Origin of the sequence: Amycolatopsis sp. NPDC088138, from assembly GCF_044741685.1 — a bacterium.
Taxonomy (GTDB): domain Bacteria; phylum Actinomycetota; class Actinomycetes; order Mycobacteriales; family Pseudonocardiaceae; genus Amycolatopsis.
The window spans coordinates 1-25064 of record NZ_JBIUTB010000012.1 but is presented as its reverse complement, the minus strand read 5'-3'; the positions used below and the strand labels follow the sequence as shown (position 1 = coordinate 25064).

Genomic DNA, 25064 nt, shown 5'->3' with positions numbered 1-25064 from the left:
CCGTGAATGGCCCATTGAGGGACTTGAAGTCCCTCAATGGGCCATTCACGGACCTGCGCTGGACCCGGGCGCTCAGCCTTCGCGGCGCTTGGCGAACGCCGTCGGGCGGTCGGGCCACGGGGCGTCGGCCGGGCGGGGCTCGGCCACGCCGCCGACGACCGCGTGCGCGGCCAGCACGCCCGACACCGCGGCGCCGTTCACCAGCTCGCCCGCCAGGGCCATCCGGACCGCCTCGGCCAGCGGGAACTTGCGGACGACCAGGTCCGCCTCCTCCTCGCCGAGCACGTCACGCTCCACATCGGACAGTCCGCGGGCGAGGAACACCCGCACCACCTCGTCGGTGAAGCCGGGTGACGCCGCGACGTCGACCAGGGTCACCCAGTCCTCCGCGGTCTGCCCGACCTCCTCCACGAGCTCCCGGCGAGCCGCGCCGACCGGGTCCTCGCCGAGGTGGTCGATCAGGCCGGCGGGCAGCTCCCACAGCCGGTGCCCCATCGGGTGCCGGTACTGGTGGATGAGCGTGATCCGCTTCTCGTCGTCGAGGGTGACGATCGCGACCGCGCCCAGGTGCTCGATCACCTCGCGGACGGCGGTGTTCCCGCCCGGCATCACGACGTCGTCGATCCGCAGGCCGACGACCCGTCCGATGTGGACGTCGCGGCTGGAGGCGACGGTGAACTCGTGCTCGCCCGGCGCGGTCACCGGGCCGCCACGGGGGCCTCGGGCAGCGCGACCGGCAGCCGCTCGGCGACCTTGCGGTCCACCACGGCCTTGACGAACGCGCTGAACAGCGGGTGCGGCCGGGTCGGGCGGCTCTTCAGCTCGGGGTGCGCCTGCGTGCCGACGAAGAACGGGTGCTTTTCGGCGGGCAGCTCGACGAACTCGACCAGGCGGTCGTCCGGCGAGGTGCCGGAGAACACCAGGCCCGCGTCGGTCAGCTGCTTGCGGTAGGCGTTGTTCACCTCGTAGCGGTGCCGGTGCCGCTCGGACACCTCGGTGGTGCCGTAGGCCTTCGCGACCTGCGAGCCCGCCTTGAGCTTCGCCGGGTACGCGCCGAGTCGCATGGTGCCGCCCATGTCCCGCTCGCCCGCGACGACGTCGCGCTGGTCGGCCATCGTCGAGATCACCGGGTGCTTGGTGTTCTCGTCGAACTCCGACGAGCCGGCGTCCTCGATGCCCGCCAGGTTCCGCGCGGCCTCGATGACCATGCACTGCAGGCCGAGGCACAGGCCGAGCAGCGGCACGCCGCGGGTGCGGGCGTACTCGATCGCGCCGACCTTGCCCTCGATGCCGCGGATGCCGAACCCGCCCGGGATCAGCACACCGTCCACATCGGACAGTACGGAGGCCGCGCCGGACGCGGTCTGCGCGTCGTCGGAGGCGACCCAGACGATCTCGACCTTGGCCCGGTGGGCGAACCCGCCCGCGCGCAGCGCCTCGGTGACCGAGAGGTAGGCGTCCGGCAGGTCGATGTACTTGCCGACGACCGCGACCTTCACCGTCTCGCTCGGGTTGTGCACCCGGTCGAGCAGGTCGCCCCACACCGTCCAGTCGACGTCGCGGAACGGCAGGCCGAGGCGGCGCACCACGTAGGCGTCGAGCGCCTCGCTGTGCAGCACCTTCGGGATGTCGTAGATCGATCGCGCGTCCGGGCAGGCGATGACGGCCTCGGTGTCGACGTCGCACATCAGGCCGATCTTGCGCTTGAGGTCCTCGGGGATCTCCCGGTCGGCCCGGCAGACCAGCGCGTCGGGCTGGATGCCGATGTTGCGCAGCGCGGCGACCGAGTGCTGGGTCGGCTTCGTCTTCAGCTCGCCCGAGGGCGCCAGGTACGGCACCAGCGAGACGTGCAGGAAGAAGCAGTGGTCCCGGCCGACGTCGTGGCGGACCTGGCGGCACGCCTCGAGGAACGGCAGCGACTCGATGTCGCCGACCGTGCCGCCGACCTCGGTGATGACGACGTCCGGCGTCTGGCCGGCCTCGTCGGGCTCGGCGGCGGCGGTGATCCGGGACTTGATCTCGTCGGTGATGTGCGGGATGACCTGCACCGTGTCGCCGAGGTACTCGCCGCGGCGCTCCTTGGCGATCACCTCGGAGTAGACCTGACCGGTCGTGACGTTGGCCTTGCCGTCGAGGTCGCGGTCGAGGAAGCGCTCGTAGTGCCCGATGTCGAGGTCGGTCTCGGCGCCGTCGTCGGTGACGAACACCTCACCGTGCTGGAACGGGTTCATCGTCCCGGGGTCGACGTTGAGGTACGGATCGAGCTTCTGCATCGTGACGCGAAGCCCGCGCGCGGTAAGGAGTTGTCCCAGGCTCGAGGCCGTGAGTCCCTTACCCAGAGAGGAGGCGACGCCTCCGGTGACAAATACGTACTTGGTAGCCCGCGACTGAAGTCCCACGGGCCGCCAGCATATCCGAAGCTCGCGGATCCGCTCGCTGTGACATGCCCGAACGGCGTTTTGTGCTCCTGACCACGCGTCAGGCGGCGGCCTTCGCCAACTTCAGCCGCGGACGGCCGGTGAGCGCGCGGCTGCCGGGCAGCCGCCGCAGCACCTCGACGAAGGCGATCGTCAGCGCGATCGTGGCGAAGTAAATGATCACACTGAGCCACGGCGCGCCGAAGTGGTCCGCCACGTGCGGGATCACCGGGCCGAGCAGGGCGAGCGCGAGCGGGTGGACCAGGAAGATGCTGAACGACCGGTTCGCCGCCCACGAGACCAGGCGCGCGCCGCGGCCGCCCTCGGTGCGGCGCGCGGCCCACCACGTGGTGAACGCGTAGATCGCCGCGATGACCGTGAGGAACCACGGGATCAGGTACGGCTGGAACGGGTCGCTGGCCACCTGCGGGAACGTTCCACTGTGGACGGTGCGGAGGTAGTACCACTCGGTGCCGGCCAGCACCGCCACCAGGGCGCCGCCGAGCAGCAGCCGGTGCCGGCCCACCCAGGCGTGCACGGTCTCGAAGTGCATGGCCACCAGCGCGCCGAACAGTGTGTAGAACTGGTACGGCAGGATCGTGGCGTAGAGGTGCGTGATCGTCTCGTAGCTGACGCCCAGCGGCTGGTAGGTCATGAACGCGACCACGCCGACCTGCAGCAGCCCGCTGCCCAGCAGCAGCCACTTGTGCTTGCCCGCGGTGGCCCGCAGGAGCTTCATCAGCACCGGGAAGAGCAGGTAGACCTGCATCGTCACGAGCAGGAAGTACAGGTGGTACCAGGCGCCGCCGGTGAGCAGGTCGGTCAGGAGCAGGCGCATCGACGCCTCGAGCGAGCCGGGCTGCTGCCCGCCGGTGACCAGCGAATACGCCCAGAAGAACATCGTCCACGCGAGGTAGGGCGTCGCGACCAGCGGCAGCCGGCGGCGCCAGAACGTACCCGCGGTGAGCTCGCGGCCGCGGTTCTGGAACACCAGCACGAACCCGGTCAGCGCGAAGAACGCCTCACGCGTGAAGTGCAGCGGGGTCTCGACGGCGTTCGCGCCGACGTCCTGCGCGAAGTTCGTCGCGCCGACCACGTGGATGAGGATCACGCAGGCGAACGTGATCAACCGGAACAGGTCGATCTGGTGGAGGTAGGGCGCTTTGCCGCCCGGTCTCGCGACGCGGGCGGGGGCCTCGAGCGTGGCCTGGGCGGTCGTCATCGTGCCACCTTCACGGCACCGGTTTCGGCGTTGATCACGGTTTCAGGTTTGCCGCCCATTCTGTGAATTTCCCATGAAGCCACTGGGAACCGCCTGTTGGACCAGCTCCCCCGCGGTGTCGGATATGCCACGTCCGTTCAGGGAGCGGGGAGCCGGTGATCATGTTATCGCGTGAGCTTCCGGGTACTCAATGTGACGCTCACGCTAGGCCGGTTCAGCGACGCGCGTCCGCCTCGACCTCCTCGCGGACGGCTTCCAACGCGGTGCGTAACTCGCCGGGCCCGACCGAGCCCAGGGCCAGCCGCAGCGCGCGCGGCACCGCCGGCGTCGTCGCGAACGGCTCGGCGGTGGACACCGCGACCCGCCGCCGGGCCAGCGCCGCGGCGATCCGGTCCGGGCGCGTGTCCGGTCCCAGCGGCAGCCACCGGAAGTACGACACCGGGTGCCCGGCGCCAGGCAGGCCGGCCAGCACCTCCGACGCGACGGCTTGGCGCGCGCGGGCGTCTTCGCGCTTGCGCGCCTCGAGCCGGTCGACGGTGCCGTCGTCGAGCCACCGGCGGGCGATCGCCGCGGTCAGGGCCGGGGTGTTCCACGTCGTGGCCCGGATGGCGCGCTCGATCGCCGGGACGAGCGGCACGGGTGCGGTCACGAACCCGATCCGCAGGCCGGTCGCGACGCTCTTCGACAGGCCCGACACGTGCACGGTCACCTCCGGCGCGAGCATCGCCAGCGGCGGCGGCGCGTCCTCGGCGAGGTAGGCGTACGAGGCGTCCTCGACGATCGTCAGGCCGTGGCGGCGGGCGAGCGAGACGAGCCGCGCCCGCTGGTCGCCACCGAGCACCCAGCCGAGCGGGTTGTGCAGGGTCGGCATCGTGTAGACCGCGCGGACCCGGCGCCCGCGGCACAGCCGGTCGAGCGCGTCGAGGTCCGGCCCCTCCCCGGTCACCGGCAGCGGGGCGAGCTCCAGCCCGAGGGTGCGGGCGAGCACCCGGAACCCGGGGTAGGTGAGGGCGTCGACGGCGACGACATCGCCGGCGCGGAACAGCGCCATGGCCGTCACGGCGAGGCCGTGCTGCGCACCGTTGACGATCAGCACCCGTTCCCGGCCGGTGTCGAGCCCGCGACGGCGCAGGTACCGGGCGACGGCCTCCCGGTCGTCGGCGCGCCCGCGGTGCGGCTGGTAGCGCAGCAGCGCGTCGAGGTCCCCGGAGGTGGCCAGGTCCCGCAGCGCCTCGCGGAGCAGGTCGGCCTGACCTGGGACCGAGGGTGAGTTGAAGCTGAGGTCGACCGCGTCGGCCGCGACCGCCCGCTCATCGACGTCGTCGGCGGCAGCCAGATCGCGGACGAACGTGCCCCGCCCCTGCTCGCAGCTGACCAGACCCATCGCTTCGAGTTCGGCGTAGACCCGCGACGCGGTCACGACGGCGATGCCCTCGTCGGCCGCGAGCCGCCGGTGGGTGGGCAGCCGCGTGCCGACCGGCCACTGCCCGCCACGGATCTTCGCCGCGAACGCGTCCACGATCACCTTGTACTTCGGCACCCGCACGCCGCGATTGTAGGCAGGACAATTTGTGGACTGTCCTGGATCGGCCGCCTTAGCGTGCAGGTCATGAACATCGCGATCCTCACCTTCGACGGCTACAACGAACTCGACTCGCTCATCGCGCTGGGCGTCCTCAACCGGGTGCCCGGCTGGCGGGTGTCGATCGCGAGCCCGGCACCGCGGGTGACGTCGATGAACGGCGTCACGATCGACGCCACGATCGGCTTGGAAGAGGCCTGCACGGCCGACGCCGTCATCGTCGGCAGTGGCTCGAAGACCCGCGAGGTCGTCGAGGACCCGGCCGTCATGGCCACGCTGCGCGGCCTCGATCCCGCCCGGCAGCTGCTGGCCGCGCAGTGCTCGGGCACGCTCGTGCTGGCGAAGCTCGGGCTGCTGGACGGCGTGCCCGCGTGCACCGACCTGACGACCAAGCCGTGGGTGCTCGCCGCCGGGGTCGAGGTGCTGAACCAGCCGTTCTTCGCCCGCGGTGACCTCGCCACCGCCGGCGGCTGCCTGGCCTCGACCTACCTCGCCACCTGGGTCATCGCGCGGCTCCAGGGCGTCGAGGCCGCCGAGCACGCCATGCACTACGTCGCGCCGGTCGGGGAGAAGGACGACTACGTCGCGCGTGCCCTGCGCAACGTCACGCCCTACCTCGAACCGGCCGTCGCCGCTTCCTGATCCCGCTCGTCACCGAAGAGGGACTTCAAGGTCACCTCGCGGTTGACCCGCACGTGCTCGACGGCTTCGGCGTGCGCGCGCTCGGCGTCCCCCGACGCGATCGCGTCGTAGAGCCGGCGGTGCTCGTCGAGCAGCTCGGTGAAGTGCTCGTTCTGGCTGGTCAGCCAGCGGAGCCTGCCCTGCAGGGGCTGCAGCATCGTGGTGAGCAGCGTGTTGCCCGCGAGGGCCACGATCTCGTCGTGGAAGCGCGAGTTGAGCACGGTGATCTTGGCCGCGTCGCCCCGGGCCGTCGCGCGGGCGGCGTCGGCGAGCGTCCGCTCGAGCCGCTTCAGCTCCGGCGCCCCCGCTCGCTCGGCGGCCCGCCCCGCGGCGAGCCCCTCCAGGGCCTCGCGGACGTCGAACAGCTCCTCGACGTCGACCCGCGCGAGCTGCCGGACGACGATCCGGCGGGCCGACTGCTCGACGAGGAACCCTTCGGCCTCCAAGCTGCGGATGGCCTCACGCACCGGCACCCTGGACACCCCGAGGTCCTCGGCCAGCTCGCGCTCGACCAGCCGGTCGCCCGGGCGGAGGCGGCCGGTCAGGATCCGTTCGCGCAGCTCGTCGCGCACCCGCTGGCGGGTGGCCGCGAGGGGCTGCCGCTCGCTCGCCGACGTCACGGGTCCCCTCTCGTTCAACACGCCCGTAACCGGACGTAACGCGAGTTTATCCGCCGGAGGGTTGACGGACGCGGACGTCGGGGTGATATTTGGGATACCAAATTTTGGTATCCCAAATCTCCGTCCCCGCACGTCGACCGGAGGCTCGTATGACGGCCGCCCCGCTCACCGAAACCGGACAAGAGACACCAGCCCCGCCGGATCCCCGGCTCTGGAACGAAGACCTCGCCCCCGTGCAGGACCGCCGGTGGAAGGTCTACGACATCTTCGCGCTGTGGATGTCCGACGTGCACAACCTGGGCAACTACACCTTCGCGGCCGGGCTGTTCGTGCTCGGCCTCTCGGCCTGGCAGGTGTTCACCGCCCTGCTGTTCGGCTTCGTCATCATCTACGTCGGCATGAACCTGATGGGCCGGATCGGGCAGCGCACCGGCGTGCCGTTCCCGGTCGTCGCGCGGCTGAGCTTCGGCACCTTCGGCGCCAACCTTCCCGCGCTGATCCGCGCGGTCATCGCGATCTTCTGGTACGGCATCCAGACCTACCTCGCGAGCGTGGCCATCACGCTGCTCGTGCTCGCCATCGACCCGGGCCTGAAACCGTTGACCGAACACGGTTTCCTCGGCCTGCACGCACTCGGCTGGATCTGTTTCATCGCCCTGTGGGCGGCCCAGGCGCTGATCCTGACCCGCGGCATGGAGTCGATCCGCAAGTTCCAGGACTGGTGCGGCCCGGCGATCTGGGTCGTGATGATCGCGCTCGCGGTGTGGATCCTCGCCGCCGCCCACTGGAACATCTCGTTCACCAGCAGCCCGAAACAGCTGTCCACGGGTGAGCAGATCCGGCAGTGGTTCGGCGCCGCCGGGCTGATCCTGGCCACCTACGGCACGCTGATGCTCAACTTCTGCGACTTCTCCCGCAACGCACCGGACCAGAAGACCGTGCGGCGCGGCAACTTCTGGGGCCTGCCGATCAACTCGACGGCGTTCGCGCTGCTGTCGGTCGTCGTCACCGCGGGCAGCATGCAGGTGTTCGGCGAGGCCATCACCGACCCGGCCGAGCTGCTGTCCAAAGTGCACAACACGCCGGTGCTCGTCGTCGGCGCGCTGACCTTCGCGATCGCCACGATGGGCGTCAACATCGTCGCGAACTTCGTCTCCCCCGCCTACGACCTGGCCAACATCTGGCCGAAGCGGATCACGTTCACCATCGGCGGGATGATCAGCGCGGTCGCCGCGCTGTGCGTGCTGCCGTGGAAGCTGTACTCCTCGCCCACGGTGGTCAACTACTTCCTCGGCGGGCTCGGCGCGTTCCTCGGGCCGCTGTTCGGGATCATGATCGTCGACTACTACCTGATCCGGCGCGGCAAGGTCGACGTCGCGCAGCTGTTCGTCGACGGCGGGATCCACCCGCGGGTGAACCCGCGCGCGCTGGTGACGTTCTTCCCGACCGCCGCGCTGGCCGCGGTGATCGCGCTGGTGCCGTTCTTCGCCCCGGCCGCGCCGTACTCGTGGTTCATCGGCACGGCGTCGTCCGCGGCGCTGTACTTCGTGGTCTCGCGGAACCAGCGATGAGGATCGTCGTCACCAACTGCAACACCACCGAAGCGATGACGAAGGAGATCGGTGCCGGTGCCCGCGCCGCGGCGAGCCCCGGCACCGAAATCCTGGCCAGGACCCCGAAGTGGGGCCCGGAGTCGGCCGAGGGCTGGCTGGACAGCTTCCTCTCGGCCGCCGCCGTCCTCGATCTGTTGCGGGGCCTGGAAGAACCGTTCGACGCGGTCGTGGGGGGGGGGGGGGGGGGGGGCGGGGGCGGCGGCGGGGGGGGGGGGGGGGGGGGGGCCGGGGGGCGCCACCACCCCCCCGCCCCCCCCCCCGCGCGCCGCCGGGGGGGGGGCCCCCCCCCGGGGGGGGGGGGGGGGGGGGGGGGGGGGGCCCCCCCCCACGGCCGCGAGGGGGCCCGCGAACTCCTGGACGTCCCGGTCGTCGACATCACCGAGGCCGCCGCGCACCTGGCCTGCCTGCTGGGCCGCCGCTACGGCGTCGTGACCACATTGGACCGCACGTGCGGGCTGATCGAGGACAGCCTGCACTCCGCGGGGGTCGCCCAGAACTGCGTGACGGTCACGGGTGCCGGCCTCGGCGTGCTGGAGCTGACCGACGAACGCCGGACGGAGTCGGCGCTGCTGACCGCCGGCCGGCGCGCCCGTGACGCCGGCGCGGAGGTCCTGGTGCTCGGCTGCGCCGGGATGACCGGGCTGGACCGCCGGATCGCGACGATGCTCGACATCCCGGTGATCGACGGTGTCGCCGCCGCCGTCCGGCTCGCCGAGTCGCTCGTCGGGCTGGGCCTGAAGACCAGCCGGGCCGGTTCGTACGCCAAGCCGCTGGCCAAGAAACGCACCTGGCCCGTTTGACAGCCGCCGCACCGGAGAGCCAGAATCGCCGACGCCACTGCCGTACCGCCGCCCGGTGACGAGTGGGGATCCTGGCGTCCCCGAAAGGGCGGTCGAAGGTGCGAAGGCAGTTACACGTTCTCGGGGCGGCGGTGCTGGCCGCGTGCCTGGCCATGGTCCCGGTCAGCGGGACGGCGACGGCCGGGCAGGCGCCGCGCACCGTCGTCACCGACGGCAAGAAGCTCGCGGACATCCAGTCGGCGCTCAAGCACGGCCACGCGACCCGCGCGCAGCGTGACGCGCTGAAGGTGGTGCTGGACAAGGCGAACACCGCGCTGAGCGCCGGGCCGTGGTCGGTCATGGACAAGCCGACCGCGCCGCCCAGCGGCGACAAGCACGACTACATGAGCCAGGCGCCCTACTGGTGGGCGAGTGAAAAGACCCCGGAGAACCCGCAGGGCTGCCCGTACGTCAACAAGGACGGCCAGCGCAACCCGGAGGCCGACGCGATCACCGACCACACCTACCGGATGGTGGCGTGGGACGCGATGTACTACCTCTCGCTCGCCTGGTACTACACCGGCGACACGAAGTACGCGAAGCGCGCGGCACTGGACATCCGGACGTGGTTCCTCGACCCGGCCACCCGGATGAACCCGAACATGACGTACTCGCAGATCATCCCGTGCAAGAACACGATCAGCGGCACCGGCATCATCGACTCGACGCAGTCGTTCAGCCAGGTCCTCGACGTCTTCGCGCTGCTCGACACCGGTGCACCGGGCTGGACGAGCAAGGACCGCACGGGCATCAAGGCGTGGCTGTCGCAGTACCTGAACTGGATGCAGACCAGCCCGCAGGCGAAGCTGGAACTGGCCGCCACGAACAACCACGGCACGTTCCTCGACATGCAGAACGCGACGATCGCCGCCTACCTCGGCAAGCGGGACACGGCGAAGAAGATCGTGCTGGACGCGGAGAAGAACCGGTTCCCGGTGCAGTTCGCCGCCGACGGCAGCCAGCCGCTCGAACTGTCGCGGACGATGTCGTGGCACTACGTCAACTTCAACCTCACCGCGTGGGGCCGGATGGCGGAGCTGGGCAAGAACCTCGGCGTCGACGTCTGGAAGTACACCGCGCCGAACGGGGCGACCCTGCGCAAGGTCGTCGACCAGCTGATCCCCGGTGCGCTGCAGGGCGCGGCGGGCTGGCCGCACCAGCAGATCGGCGTGTTCGACCAGTCGATCGCGGCGGACATCTTCCACGCCGCGGCCGAGGAGGCGCACGACCAGGACGCGGCCGCGGCGCTCAAGAAGATGCCGCTGCCCGCCGGCGGTGACACGTGGCCGGTGCGCGTGTCGTGCTTCCCGCTCGACCCGCCGCTCAAGTAACCCCTACTAACGCTGGGAAATCCGGACACCGCACCCCATAGCGCACACACTCCGAGATTGGTCTAGTCCAAAGTATTGACACTCGGTGTGCGCACGCGCACATTCATGAACGGGCCGGCACCTGTTCGTGAAGAACCATCGCGTACCGCCCCCTCTCGCGCCGTCGCGGCCCGGGAGGGGGCCGTCCGCCTGCGCGAGGAGACAGCATGCAGAGGGTTTCCCGAAGATTGGCGATGTTCGCCGCCGCCGCGGCCGCCGTGGTCGTGGGCGCGCTGACGGTCGCCGGCCCGGCCGCGCCACCCGCGTCCGCCGCGACGTCCGGCGGGGTCCGGATCGCCTACTTCGACCAGTGGAGCATCTACCAGAACGCGTACTACCTGAAGAACGTCGACTCCATCGCCAACAACCTCGACTACCTGCTCTACGACTTCGAGAACATCGATCCGACGAACCACACCTGCTTCGAAGCGACGAAGGCGACCACGCCCGACCCGGGCGGCGAGACCGACCCGAACGCCGGTGACGGCGGCGGCGACCAGTTCGCCGACTACCAGAAGTCCTTCGGCTCCGACATCAGCGTCGACGGCACCGCCGACGTCTGGAACCAGCCGGTCGCCGGCAACTTCCACCAGCTGCAGGAGCTCAAGGCGCGGCACCCGAACCTCAAGGTGCTGCTGTCGATCGGCGGCTGGACGTACTCGAAGTACTTCTCCGACGCCGCCGCGACCGACGCGTCGCGCAAGAAGTTCGTCAGCTCGTGCCTGGACATGTTCATCAAGGGCAACATCCCGGCCGCCGGCGGGTACGGCGGCCCGGGCACCGCGGCGGGCATCTTCGACGGCATAGACATCGACTGGGAGTACCCGGGTTCCCCGACCGGGCACGTCGGCAACCACTACGGCGCCGCCGACACCGCGAACTACACCGCGCTGATGGCGGAGTTCCGCACCGAGCTGGACGCCTTGGGCGGCAAGCACTACGCGCTCTCGGCCGCGCTGCCGGGCGGGCAGGACAAGATCGCGAAGATCCAGACCGACAAGATCGGCCAGTACCTGGACTTCGGCAACGCGATGACCTACGACATGCACGGCGCGTGGGACGCGACCGGGCCGACGAACTTCCAGGACCCGCTGTACTCCGCGCCGAACGACCCGTCGGGCACGATCCCGCCGGGCACCGAGAAGTACACGATCGACTCGGTCGTCAAGGACTACCTGCACGGCAACAGCGCGTACGGCATCGCGGGCGGGTTCCCCGCGGGCAAGCTGACGCTGGGCATCCCGTTCTACTACCGCGGCTGGACCGGTGTCCCCGCCGGGTCGAACCACGGCCTGTACCAGTCGGCTTCGGGGCCGTCGGCGGGACACACGCTGAGCGGCAACGTGCCGGGTGTGGCGATGTACAAGGAACTCACCGGTATCGTCGACAACCCGTCCGACACGTTCTGGGACCCGGTCACGCAGTCGGCCTGGTTCTACGACGGCACGAACTTCTACGGCGGCTCGTCCGCGCAGTCCATCAAGGCCCGCACCGACTACATCCACTGCACCGGCCTCGGCGGCGCGATGATGTTCTCGCTCTACGACCTAGACCCGGGCTCGACGCTGTTCCACGCCGTCGTGAACGGCCTGGCCGCCTCGACGCCGAACTGCTCGACACCGCCGCCCACCACGACCCCGACCACTCCGACCACGCCCACCACCCCGACGACCCCCACCACGCCGACCACCCCCACGACCCCGCCGACGACCACGCCCACCACGCCGCCGTCGGTCCCCGCGTGGGCGCCGAACACGGCGTACGCCGCGGGCGCGAAGGTGACCTACAACGGCGTCACGTACACGTGCCGCCAGGCCCACACCTCGCTGGTGGGCTGGGAACCGCCGAACGTCCCGGCCCTCTGGCTCGCTAGCTGAGGCCAAAATCCGTGAAGGCCACCTTGAGGGACTCTGAGTCCCTCAAGGTGGCCTTCACGGCATTACCTGCACCGCGGGAGCGGAGGGTCAGTTTCCGGTGGGGCTGGCGACGCCCGGCGCGGGAGCCTGGGCGTTGCCGGCGATGCCGTAGCGGCCGGCGGCGCCGTCGAGCTGTTCCTTCAACGCCAGCACGGTGCTCACCCGCCCGGCGGAGGTGTCCACGTTGTCCACAGTGGACAGGATCGACGTCGACGACGTGTCGGCGCGGACGACCCCGAGCGCGCCGGTGCCGTCGGCGGAACCGGCGTCCCCCGCGAGTACCGTGCCCGCGCCGGTGCGGTCGAGCTGCGTGGCGAACCGCGCGATCGTCGCCGCCCGGTCGCCCGCGCCGTCGCCGGTCGCCTGCGCGCCGGTGAGCACCACGGCCAGCTGAGCCGGCTTGACGTCGGGGCCCGCCTTCACGAACCCGCCGTCGGTGAGCCCGCCGAGAGCCGCGGCCAGTTCCTCACCCGAGGACTGCGGTTTGGCGGAAGTCTTGTCCAGCAACAGCACCGAGCCGAGCAGCGCGCCGGCGAGCGTGCCGGTGTCCCCCGCGGTCGGGAACTTCGACCCGGCGGGCTGCAGCCGCGTGACGACGTCACGGAGCTGGTCGGCCTTGTCGGGATCGGCGAACGCGGCCGTCAGCTGCACCTCGCCGGTCACGGTCGCACCGGACTGGCCGATCAGCTGCTTGAGCGCGTCCCGGTCGGCCGGGCGCGCGTCCTCGGTGGTCACGAGCACCACCGACCGCTTGTCCAGCACCCCGGCGACGACCTTCGGCCCCATGGCGCCGGCGAACGCGTCCGCGTCGGCGAGCCGGGCGTTGAGCGCGTTGCGCTGCGCCTCGAGGTCGGAGACCTGGCTGCCCAGGTCCTTCTTCTCCCCCGCCAGCCCCGAAAGCAGCGAGCCGTTCAGCGCGGTCGAACCGAGCACGACGCCGACGGCGAGCGCCAGGAAGCAGGCGGCGATGGAAACTACGTGGTAGCGCAGCGAAATCACGTGAACAATCCCTTGACCCAGGCAGCGAACGTATTCCAGGTGTGCCGGAGCCAGTCCAGGTAGACCGAGCCGACGTCGGACACCAGCAGGGCCGCGGCGACGACCACGACCGCGGCGAGCACGAGCAGGACGACCGCGCCGATCGACACCCGGCTGCGGTGCAGCGTCGCCACCGCTTTCCCGTCGACGAGCTTCGTGCCGAGCTTCAGCCGGGTCAGGAACGTCGACGGGTTGGAACCGGACCGGCCGTGGTCGAGGAACTCGCGCAGGGTGGCCTGGAAGCCGACCGTGACCACCAGGCTCGCGCCGTGCGCGTCGGCCAGCAGCAGGGCGAGGTCTTCGGCGTTGCCGGACGCGGGGAACGTCACCGCGCCGATGCCGAGGTCCTGGATCCGCTCGACACCGGGGGCGTGCCCGTCCGGCTGCGCGGGCACCACGACCTCACCGCCGCTGCGCAGCGTGGCGGTGCCGATGCCGGTGGGGTCGCCGACCATGACGTCCGGCAGGTGGCCCTGCGCGCGCAGGGTGTCGGCGCCCGCGTCGACGCCGATCAGCACCGGCCGGTGCTCGGCGATGTACTTCTTCAGCTTCTTGAGGTCCTCGGCGTGCCCGTTGCCGCCCGCGACGACCAGCACGTGCCGGTCGCGCAGCTGCACCTTCAGCTCCGGCACGCCGACGCCGTCGAGGATCAGGGTGCGCTCGCGGCGGAGGAACTCGATGGTGTTCGCCGAGAACGCCTCCAGCTGCGTCGACATCCCGGCCTTGGCCTCGATCATCTGGTCCGCGACGCTGTCGGCGGTCTGCTCGATGCCGGAGGCGACCTGCCGCTCGCCGACGTACACGACCCCGTCGAGCAGGCGCAGCTTGGTGCCGTCCTTGATCGAGCGCAGCAGCTCACCGCCGACCGAGTCGACCAGCGGGACGCCGGCGGCGATGAGGATCTCGGGGCCCAGGTTGGGGAACCGGCCGGAGATCGACGGTGACGCGTTGACCACGCCGGCGACCTCGGCGTCGACCAGGGCGTCGGCCGTCGCGCGGTCGAGGTCCAGCTGGTCGAGCACGACGATGTCGCCCGGACTGATCCGGCGCAGGAGCTCCCGGGTGCGGCGGTCGACCCTGGCGACCCCGGTGATGCCCGGCAGGGGTTCGGAGTTCCGCGTGAGCAGACCGGTGAGCTTCATGTGGCCGATGGTGACAAATTTGCTCGTGGGACTGCGCACGCCACGCCGTAGCAGAGGTGACTCGTTGTGGTGAGCCACGCCGCGCCTCAAGCGTCGGACTCCTCCGAAAGAGACCCGAAATCGAGGTTCACCCAGGGGCTGCCCGGGTCCTGAAGGAGCTGGTGGTGGACTCGCACGGCCGCGGGGTACCACTCGCCGAACTCCTCGTCCCGGCTGTGCAGCACCCGGCCCATGAGGTAGCCCGCCGACAGGTCGGCCCATGACTGGTGGTAGCGACGCGCGAGCGAACCGGCCTCCAGGACCATCAGCTCGGCGGTCAGCGCGTCGCAGTAACCGGCGGCCAGCCCCCACCGCGCGATGTTGACGGCGCGGCCGACGTCCCAGGACAACGCCGTCGTGACAAAACCCTCGGCGTCGAGCAGGCCGTCGGCTCGGAAGCGCTGCTCGTAGCGCGACACCCGGCGCACGGTGTCGCGCAGCTCGTCGGCCTGGTCCTCGGCGTCGTTCTCCGCGCACCAGCGGCTCACGACCTCCGCCCAGGTCAGCGGGTCGAACTCGCCGTTGCGCGGCCCGTACTCCGCGGCGAACCGCAGGCGCAGCATCAGCACCAGGTTGCCGGGCGTCAGCGCGTACCCGTCACCGATGAGGTCGGCCATCGTGGCCCGCCAGGCCGGCGGGTCGGGCACGCCCCACCAGTCGCGCAGGCCGCGGACCTCGGCCACGTAGTCGTGATAGCGGGCGTCGAGCAGGTTCCACGGCGCCGCGTTGAGCACGGCCAGGTGCGCGCCGCAGGCCAGCGCGTGCGCGATCGGCCCTTCGAGGTGCCCGTACGGCGCGGTGATCAGCCGTTCGACCTGCTCTTCCAGAGGCGTGACGTCATCGAGGTGCGCGTCCAGCCACGGTTGCAGCGTCGCGCCCGGCAGCCGCCACTCGCCGCGGGTGCCGCGGTTGAACACGACCCGCTCGTGCCGCCCGACACCGTCGACCGCCCAGTCCAGTGCCCCGCTCATGAAGACGACGTCCGAGCCGAGGTCGGGCAGCGCGCCGCGGGTGAAGACCTGCAGGAACTCGTCGCCGCGGGTTTCGTAATAAACGTTCGGGAACGTCTCGGCGCGGTCCTCGAGGATGCTCTCGGCGTCGGCCCGCCGGATGGGGACGAACAGTTCCTCCCCGGCGAGCAGCCCGAGGTAGGCGTCGAGGTCACCCTCCCGGCGGGCGGCGGCCAGCTGCGCTTCGACGTCGGCGGGTGGCGGCAGGATCAAGGGGCGGCTCCCTCCGCTCGGCGGGTCAGCACGACGAGCTTGCCCGCCGTCCGGTTGTGTTCCAGGTCGTCGTGCGCCTGCCGGATCGCCTCCATCGGGTACACCCGGGCCGGGCCGAGGCTGACGCCGCCGGCGGCGATCCGGTCGAGGTACCGCTGGAGAACCGATGCGGGCAGGTCGTCCGCCTCACCACCATAAGCGGTCAGGCGCACGCCGGAAGGGAGGAATCCGATGGGATAGAAGTTCGGAATGATCCACTGGTTCGAGAGCATGCCCGTGAAGCACACGGTGCCGTGCACGCGGGTGGCCGCGAGGGTGTCCGGCAGGGTCGGCGTCCCGACCAGTTCGAGCGCCGCGTCGACCCCGTCCGGCACGATCTCGCGGACCTTCGCGGCGACATCGCCGTCGTCCAGGAGCGGGTGCTCGACCCCGTGGTCGGCGAGAGTGTCCAGGCGGTCCGGCTGCCGCGTCGTCGCGAAGACGGTGGCGCCGAGGTCGCGGGCGAGCGTCGCGGTGGCGAAGCCGAGCGCGGACGTGCCGCCGCGGATCAGCAGCGTCTGGCCTTCTTTCAGGTCCAGACCGGTGGTCAGGGAGCCGTACGCGGTCTGCAGCGTCTCCGGGACCTGGCCGAGCACCTCCCACGGCAGGTCCGAGCGGAACGGGACGACCTGCTCGCGCGGCACGAGCGTGTACTCGGCATAACCGCCGTCGAAGGTGCGGCCCATCCCGCCCATCATCGTGGCGACCTGCTGCCCCACCTCGAAGTCCCCGTCCGGCGCGGCGTCGACGACACCCACGGCCTCGATGCCGGGCACCCGCGGGAACGTGACGCCGTCGGCCAGGCCGAGCCGGGTGTGCAGCTCGGAACGGTTGAGGCCGAACGCCCGGACGGCGATCCGGACCCAGCCCGGTTTCGCCTCGGGCAGCGGGATGTCTTTCAGTTCGAGGTTCTCGACCGGCCCGGGTTCACGAAGTACCACCGCGCGCATCATGGGTTCCTTTCTTCGCATGCGAACAGTCCGCACAACAACTGTCCGCACGAGTACTATTCCCGGGGTGACCCTGTCCCGAGAACACGACGCGGCGTGGCGCGGCTTCCTGCGCTCGTCGGCCCTGCTGCTGCGGGTGCTGGACGCGGACCTGCGCGCCGCGCACGGGATGTCGCACCGCACGTACGACGCGCTGGTCCAGCTCTCGGAAGCGCCCGATCAACGGCTGCACATGAAGGACCTGGCCGACGCTCTGGTGCACAGCGCAAGCGGCCTGACCCGCCTGGTCGACGGCCTCGAGCGCGACGGTTACGCACGGCGCGAAGTGGATCCTGCGAACCGCCGGGCCACGTTGGTGGTGTTGACGCCTGAGGGGTTGGCGGCGCTGGAGAACGCGTGGCCCACGCATGTCCGGGGGGTGGAGCGCTACTTCGCGGGCCACGTGAGCCACGAGCAGGCCCGGGTACTCGCGGAGGTGTTCCGCGACATCAACGCGGACCTGGACGGCCACTGACTTCAGCGGTGCCCGGCTTTCCCGTCACCGGCGAACCGCGATTCCTTCTTCTTGGCCCGCTTGCGTTCCGTTCGAACTCGGCCTTGTCCTTCGCCGCGGCGGCCAGCAGCTCCTCGTGCGCGATCAGCTCCACCACCGGCGTCCGAACCCTGACCAGTCCGCACACCACAAACCGACCGCCCGCTTGCTCGGTCTGCTACCCGACCGGCGACCGGCTACTTCTTCTTGGCCCGCTTGCGTTTCGGCTCGAACTCGGCCTTGTCCTTCTCCGCCGTGGCCAGCAGCTCCTCGGCGTGGGCGCGGCCGGTCTCGTTGTCCATGCCGGCGAGCATCCGGGCCAGCTCGCTGACCCGCTCGGCCGGCGCGAGGTTCTTCACGCCACTGCGCGTCACCCCGCCCTTGTGGCCCTTGTCGACCACCAGGTGCTGGTCGGCGAACGCCGCGACCTGCGGCAGGTGCGTGACCACCAGGACCTGGTGGGTCCGCGCGAGCCGCGCCAGCCGGCGGCCGATCTCGATCGCCGCGCGGCCGCCGACCCCGGCGTCGACCTCGTCGAACACCAGTGTCTGCACCGTGTCGGCGTGCGCGAGGACGACCTCGATCGCCAGCATCACCCGCGACAGCTCACCGCCGGAAGCGGCCTTGTGCACCGGCAGCGGCGGCGCGCCGTCGTGCGCGCGCAGCAGCAGCTCGACGTCGTCGATGCCGTCCGAGCCCGCGTGCACCGCGTGGCCGTCGATCGCGAGCGCGTGCGTGTCGCCGTGCTCGGCCGGGCGCTGCTCGACCGTGACCTCGATCGCGGCCTGGCCCATCGCCAGGCCGGACAGCTCCCGCGTGATCTCCGCGGCCAGCTCGGCCGCCGCCTTCTCGCGCGCCGCCGAAACCTCGACGGCGTGCGCGGCCAGCTGGATCGCGAGCTGGTCGCGCCGCAGCGCCAGCTCGGCCAGCGCCTCCTCCGAAGTGTCCATGGTCTCGAGGCGGCGCCGGGCGTCGTCGGCCCAGGCGAGCACACCGTCGACATCCGCCGCGTACTTGCGGGTCAGCCGCTTGAGGTCACCCTGGCGGGCCAGCACCTTCTCCAGCAGCGCCGGGTCGGCGTCCAGCGTCTCGACGTACCCGCCGAGCTCGGCCCCGACGTCGGCCAGCAGCACCGTCGCCTCTTCCAGCCGCGGCGCCAGTTCGCGCAGCACGGCGTCCTCCGACGTCGACAACCGCCGCAGGGCTTCGGAAACCAGGCCCATCGCGCCGGGCGCGTCCGGGTCGCCTTCGGCCGAACCCGACACCGCGATGTGCGCCTCGGTCGCGGCCGCGCGCAGCTCGTCGGCCGCCGCGAGCCGCTTGATCTGCGCGGTGAGCTCGACGTCCTCACCCGGTTCCGGCACGACCGCGTCGATCTCGGTGAGCCCGTGCTTGAGCAGGTCCGCCTGCTGCGCCATCTCGCGCGACCGCGTCGAGCGCTCGGTCAGCTCGGCGATCACCGCCAGCCACTCGGACCGGATCTCCTGGTAGGCACGCAGCGGCTTGGTGACGGCGTCCCCGGCGAAGCGGTCGATCACCGCGCGCTGCTCGGCCGGGCGCAGCAGCCGCAGCTGGTCGTTCTGCCCGTGCACCGCGATCAGCTGCTCGGACAGCTCCGCGAGCACGCCGACCGGCACCGACCGGCCACCGAGGTGGGCCCGGGACCGCCCGTCGACGGCGATCGCGCGCAGCGCGATGACACTGCCGTCCTCGTCGACGTCGGCACCGGAGTCGGTGACGATCCGCTCGGCGCCTTCGACACCCGAATAGGTGAATCTTCCTTCCACGAACGCCTTGAGCATCCCCGTTCGCACTTTGGAGACCTCGGCCCGGCCACCGGAGAGCAGGTGCAGCCCGGTGACGACCATGGTCTTCCCGGCACCCGTCTCACCGGTGACGACGGTGAAGCCCGCGTGCAGTTCCAGCAGGGCGTCCTCGATGACTCCGAGGCCCTGGATGCGCATCTCGGCCAGCACGCCGCCTACCGTAGCGGCCACCACCGACGAACCACGCACCCGGAGCCCCGGCGAGTCGCCGATATGTTCGAATTTCGCGCCGAACGGGCCGTTCGCGCCCTATTCGTTCGGGCGGGCGTGGCGCTCGCGCCAGCTCTTCACCGGCAGGGCGAACTTCTGCACCAGACGATCGGTGAACGGGCCGTCCCACAGCCGGACCAGCCGCACCGGCGTGCTGCCGCAGGTGACCCGCACCCGGGCGCCCGGCGGCAGGTCGTGGCTGCGGGTCCCGTCGCAGGTCAGGACGGCGGACGAACCGTCGGGGTCGATCCCGACGGTGATGATCGAGTCGCGGGAGACGACCAGCGGCCGCGAGAACATCGCGTGCGCGTTGCTCGGCACCACCAGCAGCGCCTGCACGTCCGGCCAGATGATCGGGCCGCCGGCCGAAAACGCGTACGCCGTCGAACCGGTCGGTGTGGCGCACAGCACACCGTCGCAGCCGAACGCCGAAACCGGCCGGCCGTCGACCTCGATCAGCGCGTCCAGCACCCGCTCGCGCGTGCTCTTCTCGACGCTCGCCTCGTTCAGTGCCCAGGTGCGGCTCAGCTCGGTGCCGCCGTGGGTGACGGTGACGTCGATCGTCATCCGCTCTTCGACCTGGTAGTCGCCGTCGACGACCCGCTGCACGGTGTCGGCCAGCGCGTCCGAATCGGCCTCGGCGAGGAACCCGACACGGCCGAGGTTCACGCCGAGCACCGGCACCCCGGCCGGGCGGGCGATCTCGGCCGCGCGCAGCAGCGTGCCGTCACCGCCGAGGACGAACACCAGCTCGACGCCGGCGGCGGGGTTGTCGTCCGGGTCCACGACGGTGCAGCTCGCGCCGACGCCGTGCTCGTCCGGGTTGATCAGCGCGCAGACGTCGTCCTCGATCACCCGGATCCGGATCCCGGCCTTGGCGAAGCGCGCGGAAACCTCGCGCGCGGCTTCCCCGGTCGCGTCGCGATCCGGGTGCACCATGAGGAGAACTTCACGTTCGGTGGTCATGCGGGCCCTTCCTCGACGGCGGTTCGGACGAGCCGCTCGGCCTCAGACCTGTCTACCGCGTCCACAGTGGACTCGGCCACGTGTTCTTTGGTGAGCCACACGAAGTACTCGACGTTCCCGGACGGCCCGGGCAGTGGGCTGGCGGTGACCCCGCGCAGCGCAAGCCCCAGTTTCGCGGCCTCGTCGAGCACGGCCAGCACCGACTCGGCACGCAGCTCCGGGTCGCGAACGACACCCCCGCTACCCAGCCTGTCCTTGCCGACTTCGAACTGGGGCTTCACCATCGGCACCAGATCGGCGCCTTCGCGCACGCACTCGACGAGCGCGGGCAGCACGAGCTTGAGCGAGATGAACGAAAGGTCGCCGACCACGAGGTCGACCGGCCCGCCGAGGTCGTCCGGGGTGAGGTTGCGGACGTTGGTGCGGTCGAGCACCACGACCCGTTCGTCGGTGCGGATCCGCCAGTCGAGCAGGCCGCGGCCGACGTCGGCGGCGATCACGGTCGCGGCGCCGTTCCGGAGGAGGACGTCGGTGAACCCGCCGGTGGACGCGCCGGCGTCGAGGCAGCGCTTGCCTTCGACGTCCAGCCCGAGCGGGGTGAACGCCTCGAGCGCGCCGAGCAGCTTGTGCGCGCCGCGCGAGGCCCAGCCGGGGTCGTCCTCGTCCTTCACGACGATGGGCGCGTCGGTCTCGACACCGGTGGCCGGCTTGGACGCGACCATGCCCCGCACGGTGACCTTGCCCCCGGTGATAAGGGCCGAGGCTTGTTCCCGGGAGCGGGCGAGGCCGCGCCGAACCAGCTCCGCGTCGAGGCGGGCCCGCTTGGGCACCGGGTCAGACCTTGTCGATGCTGGACAGGGCGACGGTCAGCTCGGTGTGCACGGCGTCGAAGCGCTCGACGTGCTCGGTGAGCGGAAGCGCGTCCAGGTCGTCCAAGCCGGCGACGGCCTCGTCGATACCGGCTCGCGGGTCGGTCTGCTCGGAGAACGAACCGGGCGGCGGGCCCGGGACGGGGTACGGGTGATCCTGCACGTCAAGAACGGTATCAGTCAGGCCAGGCCGAGCCGCGCCAGCGCGGCCTTCGCGGCTTCGCCGTCACCCTGGACCGTCGTCTTGCCGGACTCCCACGCCGCATGGCAGAGGGCCCGGAGCAGGTCGAGGTCGTCACCTTCGCCGGTCACGACGACGGCGTCGTCTCCGGCCTCGGCCGACCAGCCCGGCCGCGGTCCGATCTTCAGTTCTTCGAGAGTGGACGTGAGTGCGGTGAGATCCGCCGCGAGGTAGGTGCCGCGCTCGGCCGGGATGGCCTTGACCAGCTGCTCCGGCGTCGCGACCCCGGAGAGCACCACGAGCGAGTCGACACCCGCGGCGACCGCGCCGGCGATGTCGGTGTCGAGCCGGTCGCCGACCACGAGTGGATGCTCGGCACCGGCCGACTTCGCCGCGGTCTCGAACAGCAGCGGCTCCGGCTTCCCGGCAACCAGCGGTTCGACGTCGGTGGCGGTCCGCAGAGCGGCGACCATCGACCCGTTGCCCGGCAGCAGGCCCCGCTCGCTCGGCAGCGTCGCGTCGACGTTGCAGGCCACCCACAGCGCGCCCGCCCGAATGGCCAGGCACGCCTCGGCCAGCGCGGCCCACGTGTTGTCGGGCGAGTGGCCCTGCACCACGGCCTGGACGCTCTCGGCGTTCTCCCGGACGGCCTTCAGCCCGGCCTGGGCCACCTCGGCCGCAAGCGACTCGGTGCCCACGACGAGCACCTCGGCCCCGGGCGCAAGCCGTTCGCGAAGCAGCACAGCGGCCGCCTGCGCGCTGGTGTGCACCTCGTCGGTGTCGGCGGGCATGCCGAGCCCGACGAGGTGCTCGACGACCTCGGCCGGAGCCTTGGACGCGTTGTTCGTGACGAACCGCACCGGCGTGCCGTGATCGCGAGCGGCCTTGACCGTCTCCGGCGCACCCGGGATCACCTGGGTGCCGTGGTAGACGGTGCCGTCGAGGTCGAAAAGGACGGCGTCGTAGGCCGCCAGCAGGGAGTCAGTCATCCGACTCGTCGAAGCCGGCGGGCTTGTCGGCCTTGGCCGGGGCCTGGTCGGCCGCCTTGGCGGTCTCAGCCGCCTCGGTCACCTCGGCTGATTCGCCTGCCTCGGCGGTCTCAGCCGCGTCGGCCGACTCGATCGACTCAGCCGCCTTGGTCGACTCGCCTGCCTCGACCGATTCAGCCACCTCGGCCGACTCGACCGGCTCAGCCGCCTCGGTCGACTCGCCTGCCTCGACCGGCGCAGCCACCTCGGCCGTGTCGGCCGCAGCCGCTTCGGTCACCTTGCTCGGCTCAGCAGCCTTGGTCGGCTCCGTCGCTGTGGCCGACCCAGCGGATTCGCCTGCCTTCGCGGGCTCGGCCGCCTCAGCTGACTCCCTCACCTTGGCCGGCGCAGCCGCGTCGGTCTCGGCCGCCTTGGGCCGCTCCGTCGTCTTGGCCGGCGCAGCTGCCTTGGCCGGCTCGTTCGCTTCGTTCGAGAGTTCCGCGGCCCGCTCGGCGGCGTCCGTCTCGTCTTCCGCGTCGGCGTCCGCCGAGTTGAGGAACCAGCGGATGGCTTCGTCCTTGCGCCCGGCCGCGACCAGGTTGTCGGCGTAGGCGTAGAAGAGCCGTGCGCTCCACGGCTCACGCTTCTCGGCCTTGAGGTCGGCCCCCTGCAGGGACACGACCGCGGCGTCGATCTGCCCGAGGTCCCGGCGCGCCCCGGCCGCGACGATCGCCAGCTCGACCTGCGTCGACTTCGCCAGCTTCGCCGTGTCGACCTCCTTCGAGAGGTCCAAGGCCCGCTCGGGCCGGCCCAGCGCGCGCTCGGCGTCGGCGATGATGGCGATGTGCTCGTCGCTGCGGGTCATCCGGCGGACGGCGCGCAGCTCCGACAGCGCCTCCGACCAGTTGCCGGAGTGGTAGGCGACCAGGCCGAGCGCCTCGCGCACGATCGGCACGCGCGAGGCCTTGGCCTTGGCGTACTTGGCGTGCTCGAGCGCGGCCTCGGGGTCGCTGTCCATCAGGCCGCCGGCCGCGACGAGGTGCTTCCCGACGGTCTCGGCCAGCCCCTTCGGCAGCGTCCTCAGCTCGCGGCGGACCTCCTCGTCGAGGTCCGAGAACTCGATGTCTTCGGGCAGCTCCGGCGCTTCCAGGAGCTCCCTGGCCAAGGCCTCGTCGTCGAGCGGGGTGTTGGCGTAGGGCCGCGGGTTGCGGTGGACGCTGTCCTTGCGCTCCGGACGGTCCTTGCGGTCACCTGCGGGCCGCCGGTCGTCCCGCGAACGGTCGAACGGCTTGCTGCCGGTGCGCTCTTCACGGTTGCCCGAGTCGCGCTGCCCACCGCGGTTGTCGTCGCGCCGCTGGTAACCACCGGAATCCCGCGAGCCGGCGGGGCGACGGTCGTCGTCCCGGCGCTGGTAGCCGCCACGGTCACCCCGCGAGTCGGACCCGCCGCGGTTGTCATCGCGACGCTCGTAGCTGCCCTTGCCACGGTCGTCGTCGCGCTTGGTGTAGCTGCTCTTGCCGCGGTCGTCCGGACGGAACCCGCCGCCGGTACGCGCACCGCGGTCGTCGGACCGGGGACCGCTGCTGCTCCGGGTGCCCCGGTCGTCCGAGCGGAAGCCACCGGTACGCGGGCCGCGGTCATAGCTGCCACGGCTGCGGTCGTCGGAGCCGCCGCTACGGGAACCACGGTTGTCCGAGCTGCCACGGCTGCGATCGTCGGACCCGCCAGTGCGGGTTCCACGGTTGTCGTAGCTGCTACGGCCACGGTCATCGGAGCCGCCGCTGCGGGAACCCCGGTTGTCGTAACTGCCACGGCTACGGTCGTCGGACCCGCCAGGGCGGGAACCACGGTTGTCGTAACTGCTACGGCTACGGTCGTCCGAGCCGCCGCTGCGGGAGCCACGGTTGTCGTCACGGCGCTCGTAGCTGCCACGACCCCGGTCGTCGTCGCGCTTGGTGTAGCTGCCCTTGCCACGGTCGTCCGAGCGGAAACCGCCGGTACGCGAGCCACGGTCGTCGTCACGACGGGGGTAACTGCTCCGCTCGCCCGAGCCGGTCCCGCGCCCACGGTCGTCCGACCGGGGGCCACCGGTACGGGAGCCGGAGCCGCCGCGGTCTTCCCAGCGCGGCTTGCGGTCGCCGAACGACGACTTGCCCTGCGGACGGCCACCGCTCGGCCGGCCACCGCGGTCGTCCGAGCCGCGGCTCGACCGGCTGTCCGAGCTCTCGTAACGCCCACCGGAGCGGTTGCCGCCACGGTCGTCGAACCGGCCGCCACCCGAGCGCGCGGGCGCGCCGGAGGACCGGCCGCCGCTGCTGCTGGGCCGGCCTCGGGAGTCGTCGCGGTCACCGGAGGTGCGGCTCGTGTCACGGCTCTGACCTGCGTAACCTCCGCGCTGGTCGCGGTCGCGAGGACCGTCACCGCCGCGGAACGGCTTGCCGCCGCCGCGGACGCCCTGGTCATCACGGCGAGGCCGGCCCTGGTAGCCACCGTCGCGGCCGCCTCGGTCCTGCCGGGCACCGCGCTGGGGGTTCCCCCGGGGTGCGTCCGACCGGCTCCGGGAGCCTTCGTCCCGGCGTGCCGACCGGCCGGACCCATCGTCTGCTGAGTCTCGTCGACCGAACTCGGACACCTGGCCTCCTGCCGTGGAAAATCTTGGTCTGGACATACACGTACGGCCCGCTAGGGCAGCCAACTGGCTATCCTAACGGGCCGTACGGACGATGAGTTCGGCGGTGTCCTACTCTCCCACAACCCTTCGGTTGCAGTACCATCGGCGCTGTCAAGCTTAGCTTCCGGGTTCGGAATGGGACCGGGCGTT

General features: G+C 71.3%; 21 protein-coding genes, 1 rRNA gene and 2 pseudogenes. 7 read left to right on the top strand and 17 right to left on the bottom strand.

Going from position 1 to position 25064, the window contains the following annotated elements; genetic code table 11:
- Positions 1-72: 72 nt before the first annotated feature.
- The 4 genes from ACIOD2_RS48600 to ACIOD2_RS48585 all read right to left on the bottom strand — a co-directional run bounded on the left by ACIOD2_RS48600 (position 73) and on the right by ACIOD2_RS48585 (position 5185).
- On the bottom strand, positions 73-702 hold the full coding sequence (locus ACIOD2_RS48600; RefSeq protein ID WP_400552820.1) for an NUDIX domain-containing protein: 630 nt from the start codon (positions 700-702) through the stop codon (positions 73-75).
- On the bottom strand, positions 699-2399 hold the full coding sequence (locus ACIOD2_RS48595; RefSeq protein ID WP_400552819.1) for a CTP synthase: 1701 nt from the start codon (positions 2397-2399) through the stop codon (positions 699-701). The genes ACIOD2_RS48600 and ACIOD2_RS48595 overlap by 4 nt, the downstream gene beginning before the upstream one ends.
- Positions 2400-2478: 79 nt before the next feature.
- Positions 2479-3639: an acyltransferase gene (locus ACIOD2_RS48590; protein WP_400552817.1), complete on the bottom strand. Its 1161-nt coding sequence runs from the start codon at positions 3637-3639 to the stop codon at positions 2479-2481.
- A gap of 214 nt (positions 3640-3853) precedes the next feature.
- Positions 3854-5185 carry a PLP-dependent aminotransferase family protein gene (locus ACIOD2_RS48585; protein WP_400552815.1) on the bottom strand — a complete coding sequence of 444 codons (1332 nt, stop codon included), beginning with the start codon at positions 5183-5185 and terminating at the stop codon, positions 3854-3856.
- A gap of 63 nt (positions 5186-5248) precedes the next feature.
- Between ACIOD2_RS48585 and ACIOD2_RS48580 the strand changes: the two genes are divergently transcribed.
- Positions 5249-5863 carry a DJ-1/PfpI family protein gene (locus ACIOD2_RS48580; RefSeq protein WP_400552814.1) on the top strand — a complete coding sequence of 205 codons (615 nt, stop codon included), beginning with the start codon at positions 5249-5251 and terminating at the stop codon, positions 5861-5863.
- Here ACIOD2_RS48580 and ACIOD2_RS48575 read toward each other — a convergent pair.
- Entirely contained in the window at positions 5833-6543 is a 711-nt protein-coding gene (locus ACIOD2_RS48575) for a GntR family transcriptional regulator (protein WP_400552812.1), read from the bottom strand. The genes ACIOD2_RS48580 and ACIOD2_RS48575 overlap by 31 nt on opposite strands.
- A 128-nt stretch (positions 6544-6671) precedes the next feature.
- On the opposite strand from ACIOD2_RS48575, the gene ACIOD2_RS48570 reads away from it, so the two are divergent.
- From ACIOD2_RS48570 to ACIOD2_RS48550, 5 genes and pseudogenes are all read left to right on the top strand, one after another.
- Positions 6672-8093 carry an NCS1 family nucleobase:cation symporter-1 gene (locus ACIOD2_RS48570; protein WP_400552810.1) on the top strand — a complete coding sequence of 474 codons (1422 nt, stop codon included), beginning with the start codon at positions 6672-6674 and terminating at the stop codon, positions 8091-8093.
- Positions 8090-8320, top strand: a pseudogene (locus tag ACIOD2_RS48565) (aspartate/glutamate racemase family protein); the annotation flags it as partial. The gene ACIOD2_RS48570 and the pseudogene ACIOD2_RS48565, both read left to right, overlap by 4 nt.
- Positions 8321-8458: 138 nt before the next feature.
- A pseudogene (locus ACIOD2_RS48560) lies at positions 8459-8935 on the top strand (aspartate/glutamate racemase family protein); the annotation flags it as partial.
- Between the two features lie 98 nt (positions 8936-9033).
- Positions 9034-10305: an alginate lyase family protein gene (locus tag ACIOD2_RS48555; RefSeq protein ID WP_400552808.1), complete on the top strand. Its 1272-nt coding sequence runs from the start codon at positions 9034-9036 to the stop codon at positions 10303-10305.
- A gap of 206 nt (positions 10306-10511) precedes the next feature.
- Positions 10512-12221, top strand: a complete 1710-nt coding sequence (locus tag ACIOD2_RS48550) for a glycosyl hydrolase family 18 protein (RefSeq protein WP_400552806.1) — start codon at positions 10512-10514, stop codon at positions 12219-12221.
- Positions 12222-12308: 87 nt separating this feature from the next.
- Here ACIOD2_RS48550 and ACIOD2_RS48545 read toward each other — a convergent pair whose 3' ends face one another.
- The 4 genes from ACIOD2_RS48545 to ACIOD2_RS48530 form a co-directional block, all read right to left on the bottom strand.
- Positions 12309-13259 (bottom strand): copper transporter, encoded by a 951-nt coding sequence (locus tag ACIOD2_RS48545; RefSeq protein ID WP_323325802.1) that lies wholly within the window; start codon positions 13257-13259, stop codon positions 12309-12311.
- Positions 13256-14440 (bottom strand): putative cytokinetic ring protein SteA, encoded by a 1185-nt coding sequence (gene steA / locus ACIOD2_RS48540; protein ID WP_400552804.1) that lies wholly within the window; start codon positions 14438-14440, stop codon positions 13256-13258. Before steA ends, ACIOD2_RS48545 begins: the two co-directional genes overlap by 4 nt.
- An 86-nt stretch (positions 14441-14526) precedes the next feature.
- Positions 14527-15702, bottom strand: coding sequence for a DUF1266 domain-containing protein (locus ACIOD2_RS48535; protein WP_400552802.1), 1176 nt, complete (start codon positions 15700-15702; stop codon positions 14527-14529).
- Positions 15699-16691 (bottom strand): zinc-binding alcohol dehydrogenase family protein, encoded by a 993-nt coding sequence (locus ACIOD2_RS48530; RefSeq protein ID WP_400552800.1) that lies wholly within the window; start codon positions 16689-16691, stop codon positions 15699-15701. Before ACIOD2_RS48530 ends, ACIOD2_RS48535 begins: the two co-directional genes overlap by 4 nt.
- A 67-nt stretch (positions 16692-16758) precedes the next feature.
- On the opposite strand from ACIOD2_RS48530, the gene ACIOD2_RS48525 reads away from it, so the two are divergent.
- Complete coding sequence (locus ACIOD2_RS48525) at positions 16759-17205, top strand: MarR family winged helix-turn-helix transcriptional regulator (RefSeq protein ID WP_400552798.1); 447 nt, start codon at positions 16759-16761, stop codon at positions 17203-17205.
- Here ACIOD2_RS48525 and ACIOD2_RS48520 read toward each other — a convergent pair.
- The 8 genes from ACIOD2_RS48520 to rrf all read right to left on the bottom strand — a co-directional run.
- Entirely contained in the window at positions 17180-17341 is a 162-nt protein-coding gene (locus tag ACIOD2_RS48520) for a hypothetical protein (RefSeq protein WP_400552796.1), read from the bottom strand. The genes ACIOD2_RS48525 and ACIOD2_RS48520 overlap by 26 nt on opposite strands.
- 79 nt (positions 17342-17420) lie before the next feature.
- Positions 17421-19199, bottom strand: coding sequence for a DNA repair protein RecN (recN, locus tag ACIOD2_RS48515; RefSeq protein WP_400552795.1), 1779 nt, complete (start codon positions 19197-19199; stop codon positions 17421-17423).
- 99 nt (positions 19200-19298) lie between these two features.
- Positions 19299-20225 (bottom strand): NAD kinase, encoded by a 927-nt coding sequence (locus tag ACIOD2_RS48510; protein WP_400552793.1) that lies wholly within the window; start codon positions 20223-20225, stop codon positions 19299-19301.
- Complete coding sequence (locus ACIOD2_RS48505; RefSeq protein ID WP_400552791.1) at positions 20222-21055, bottom strand: TlyA family RNA methyltransferase; 834 nt, start codon at positions 21053-21055, stop codon at positions 20222-20224. The genes ACIOD2_RS48510 and ACIOD2_RS48505 overlap by 4 nt, the downstream gene beginning before the upstream one ends.
- A 4-nt stretch (positions 21056-21059) precedes the next feature.
- Complete coding sequence (locus ACIOD2_RS48500) at positions 21060-21257, bottom strand: hypothetical protein (RefSeq protein WP_323325788.1); 198 nt, start codon at positions 21255-21257, stop codon at positions 21060-21062.
- 17 nt (positions 21258-21274) lie between these two features.
- The gene (locus tag ACIOD2_RS48495) at positions 21275-22264 is read right to left on the bottom strand and encodes an HAD-IIA family hydrolase (protein ID WP_400552789.1); all 990 of its coding nucleotides are present in this window, start codon (positions 22262-22264) and stop codon (positions 21275-21277) included.
- The gene (locus ACIOD2_RS48490; protein WP_400552788.1) at positions 22257-24875 is read right to left on the bottom strand and encodes a hypothetical protein; all 2619 of its coding nucleotides are present in this window, start codon (positions 24873-24875) and stop codon (positions 22257-22259) included. Before ACIOD2_RS48490 ends, ACIOD2_RS48495 begins: the two co-directional genes overlap by 8 nt.
- 95 nt (positions 24876-24970) lie before the next feature.
- Positions 24971-25064, bottom strand: a 5S ribosomal RNA gene (gene rrf, locus ACIOD2_RS48485); the annotation flags it as partial.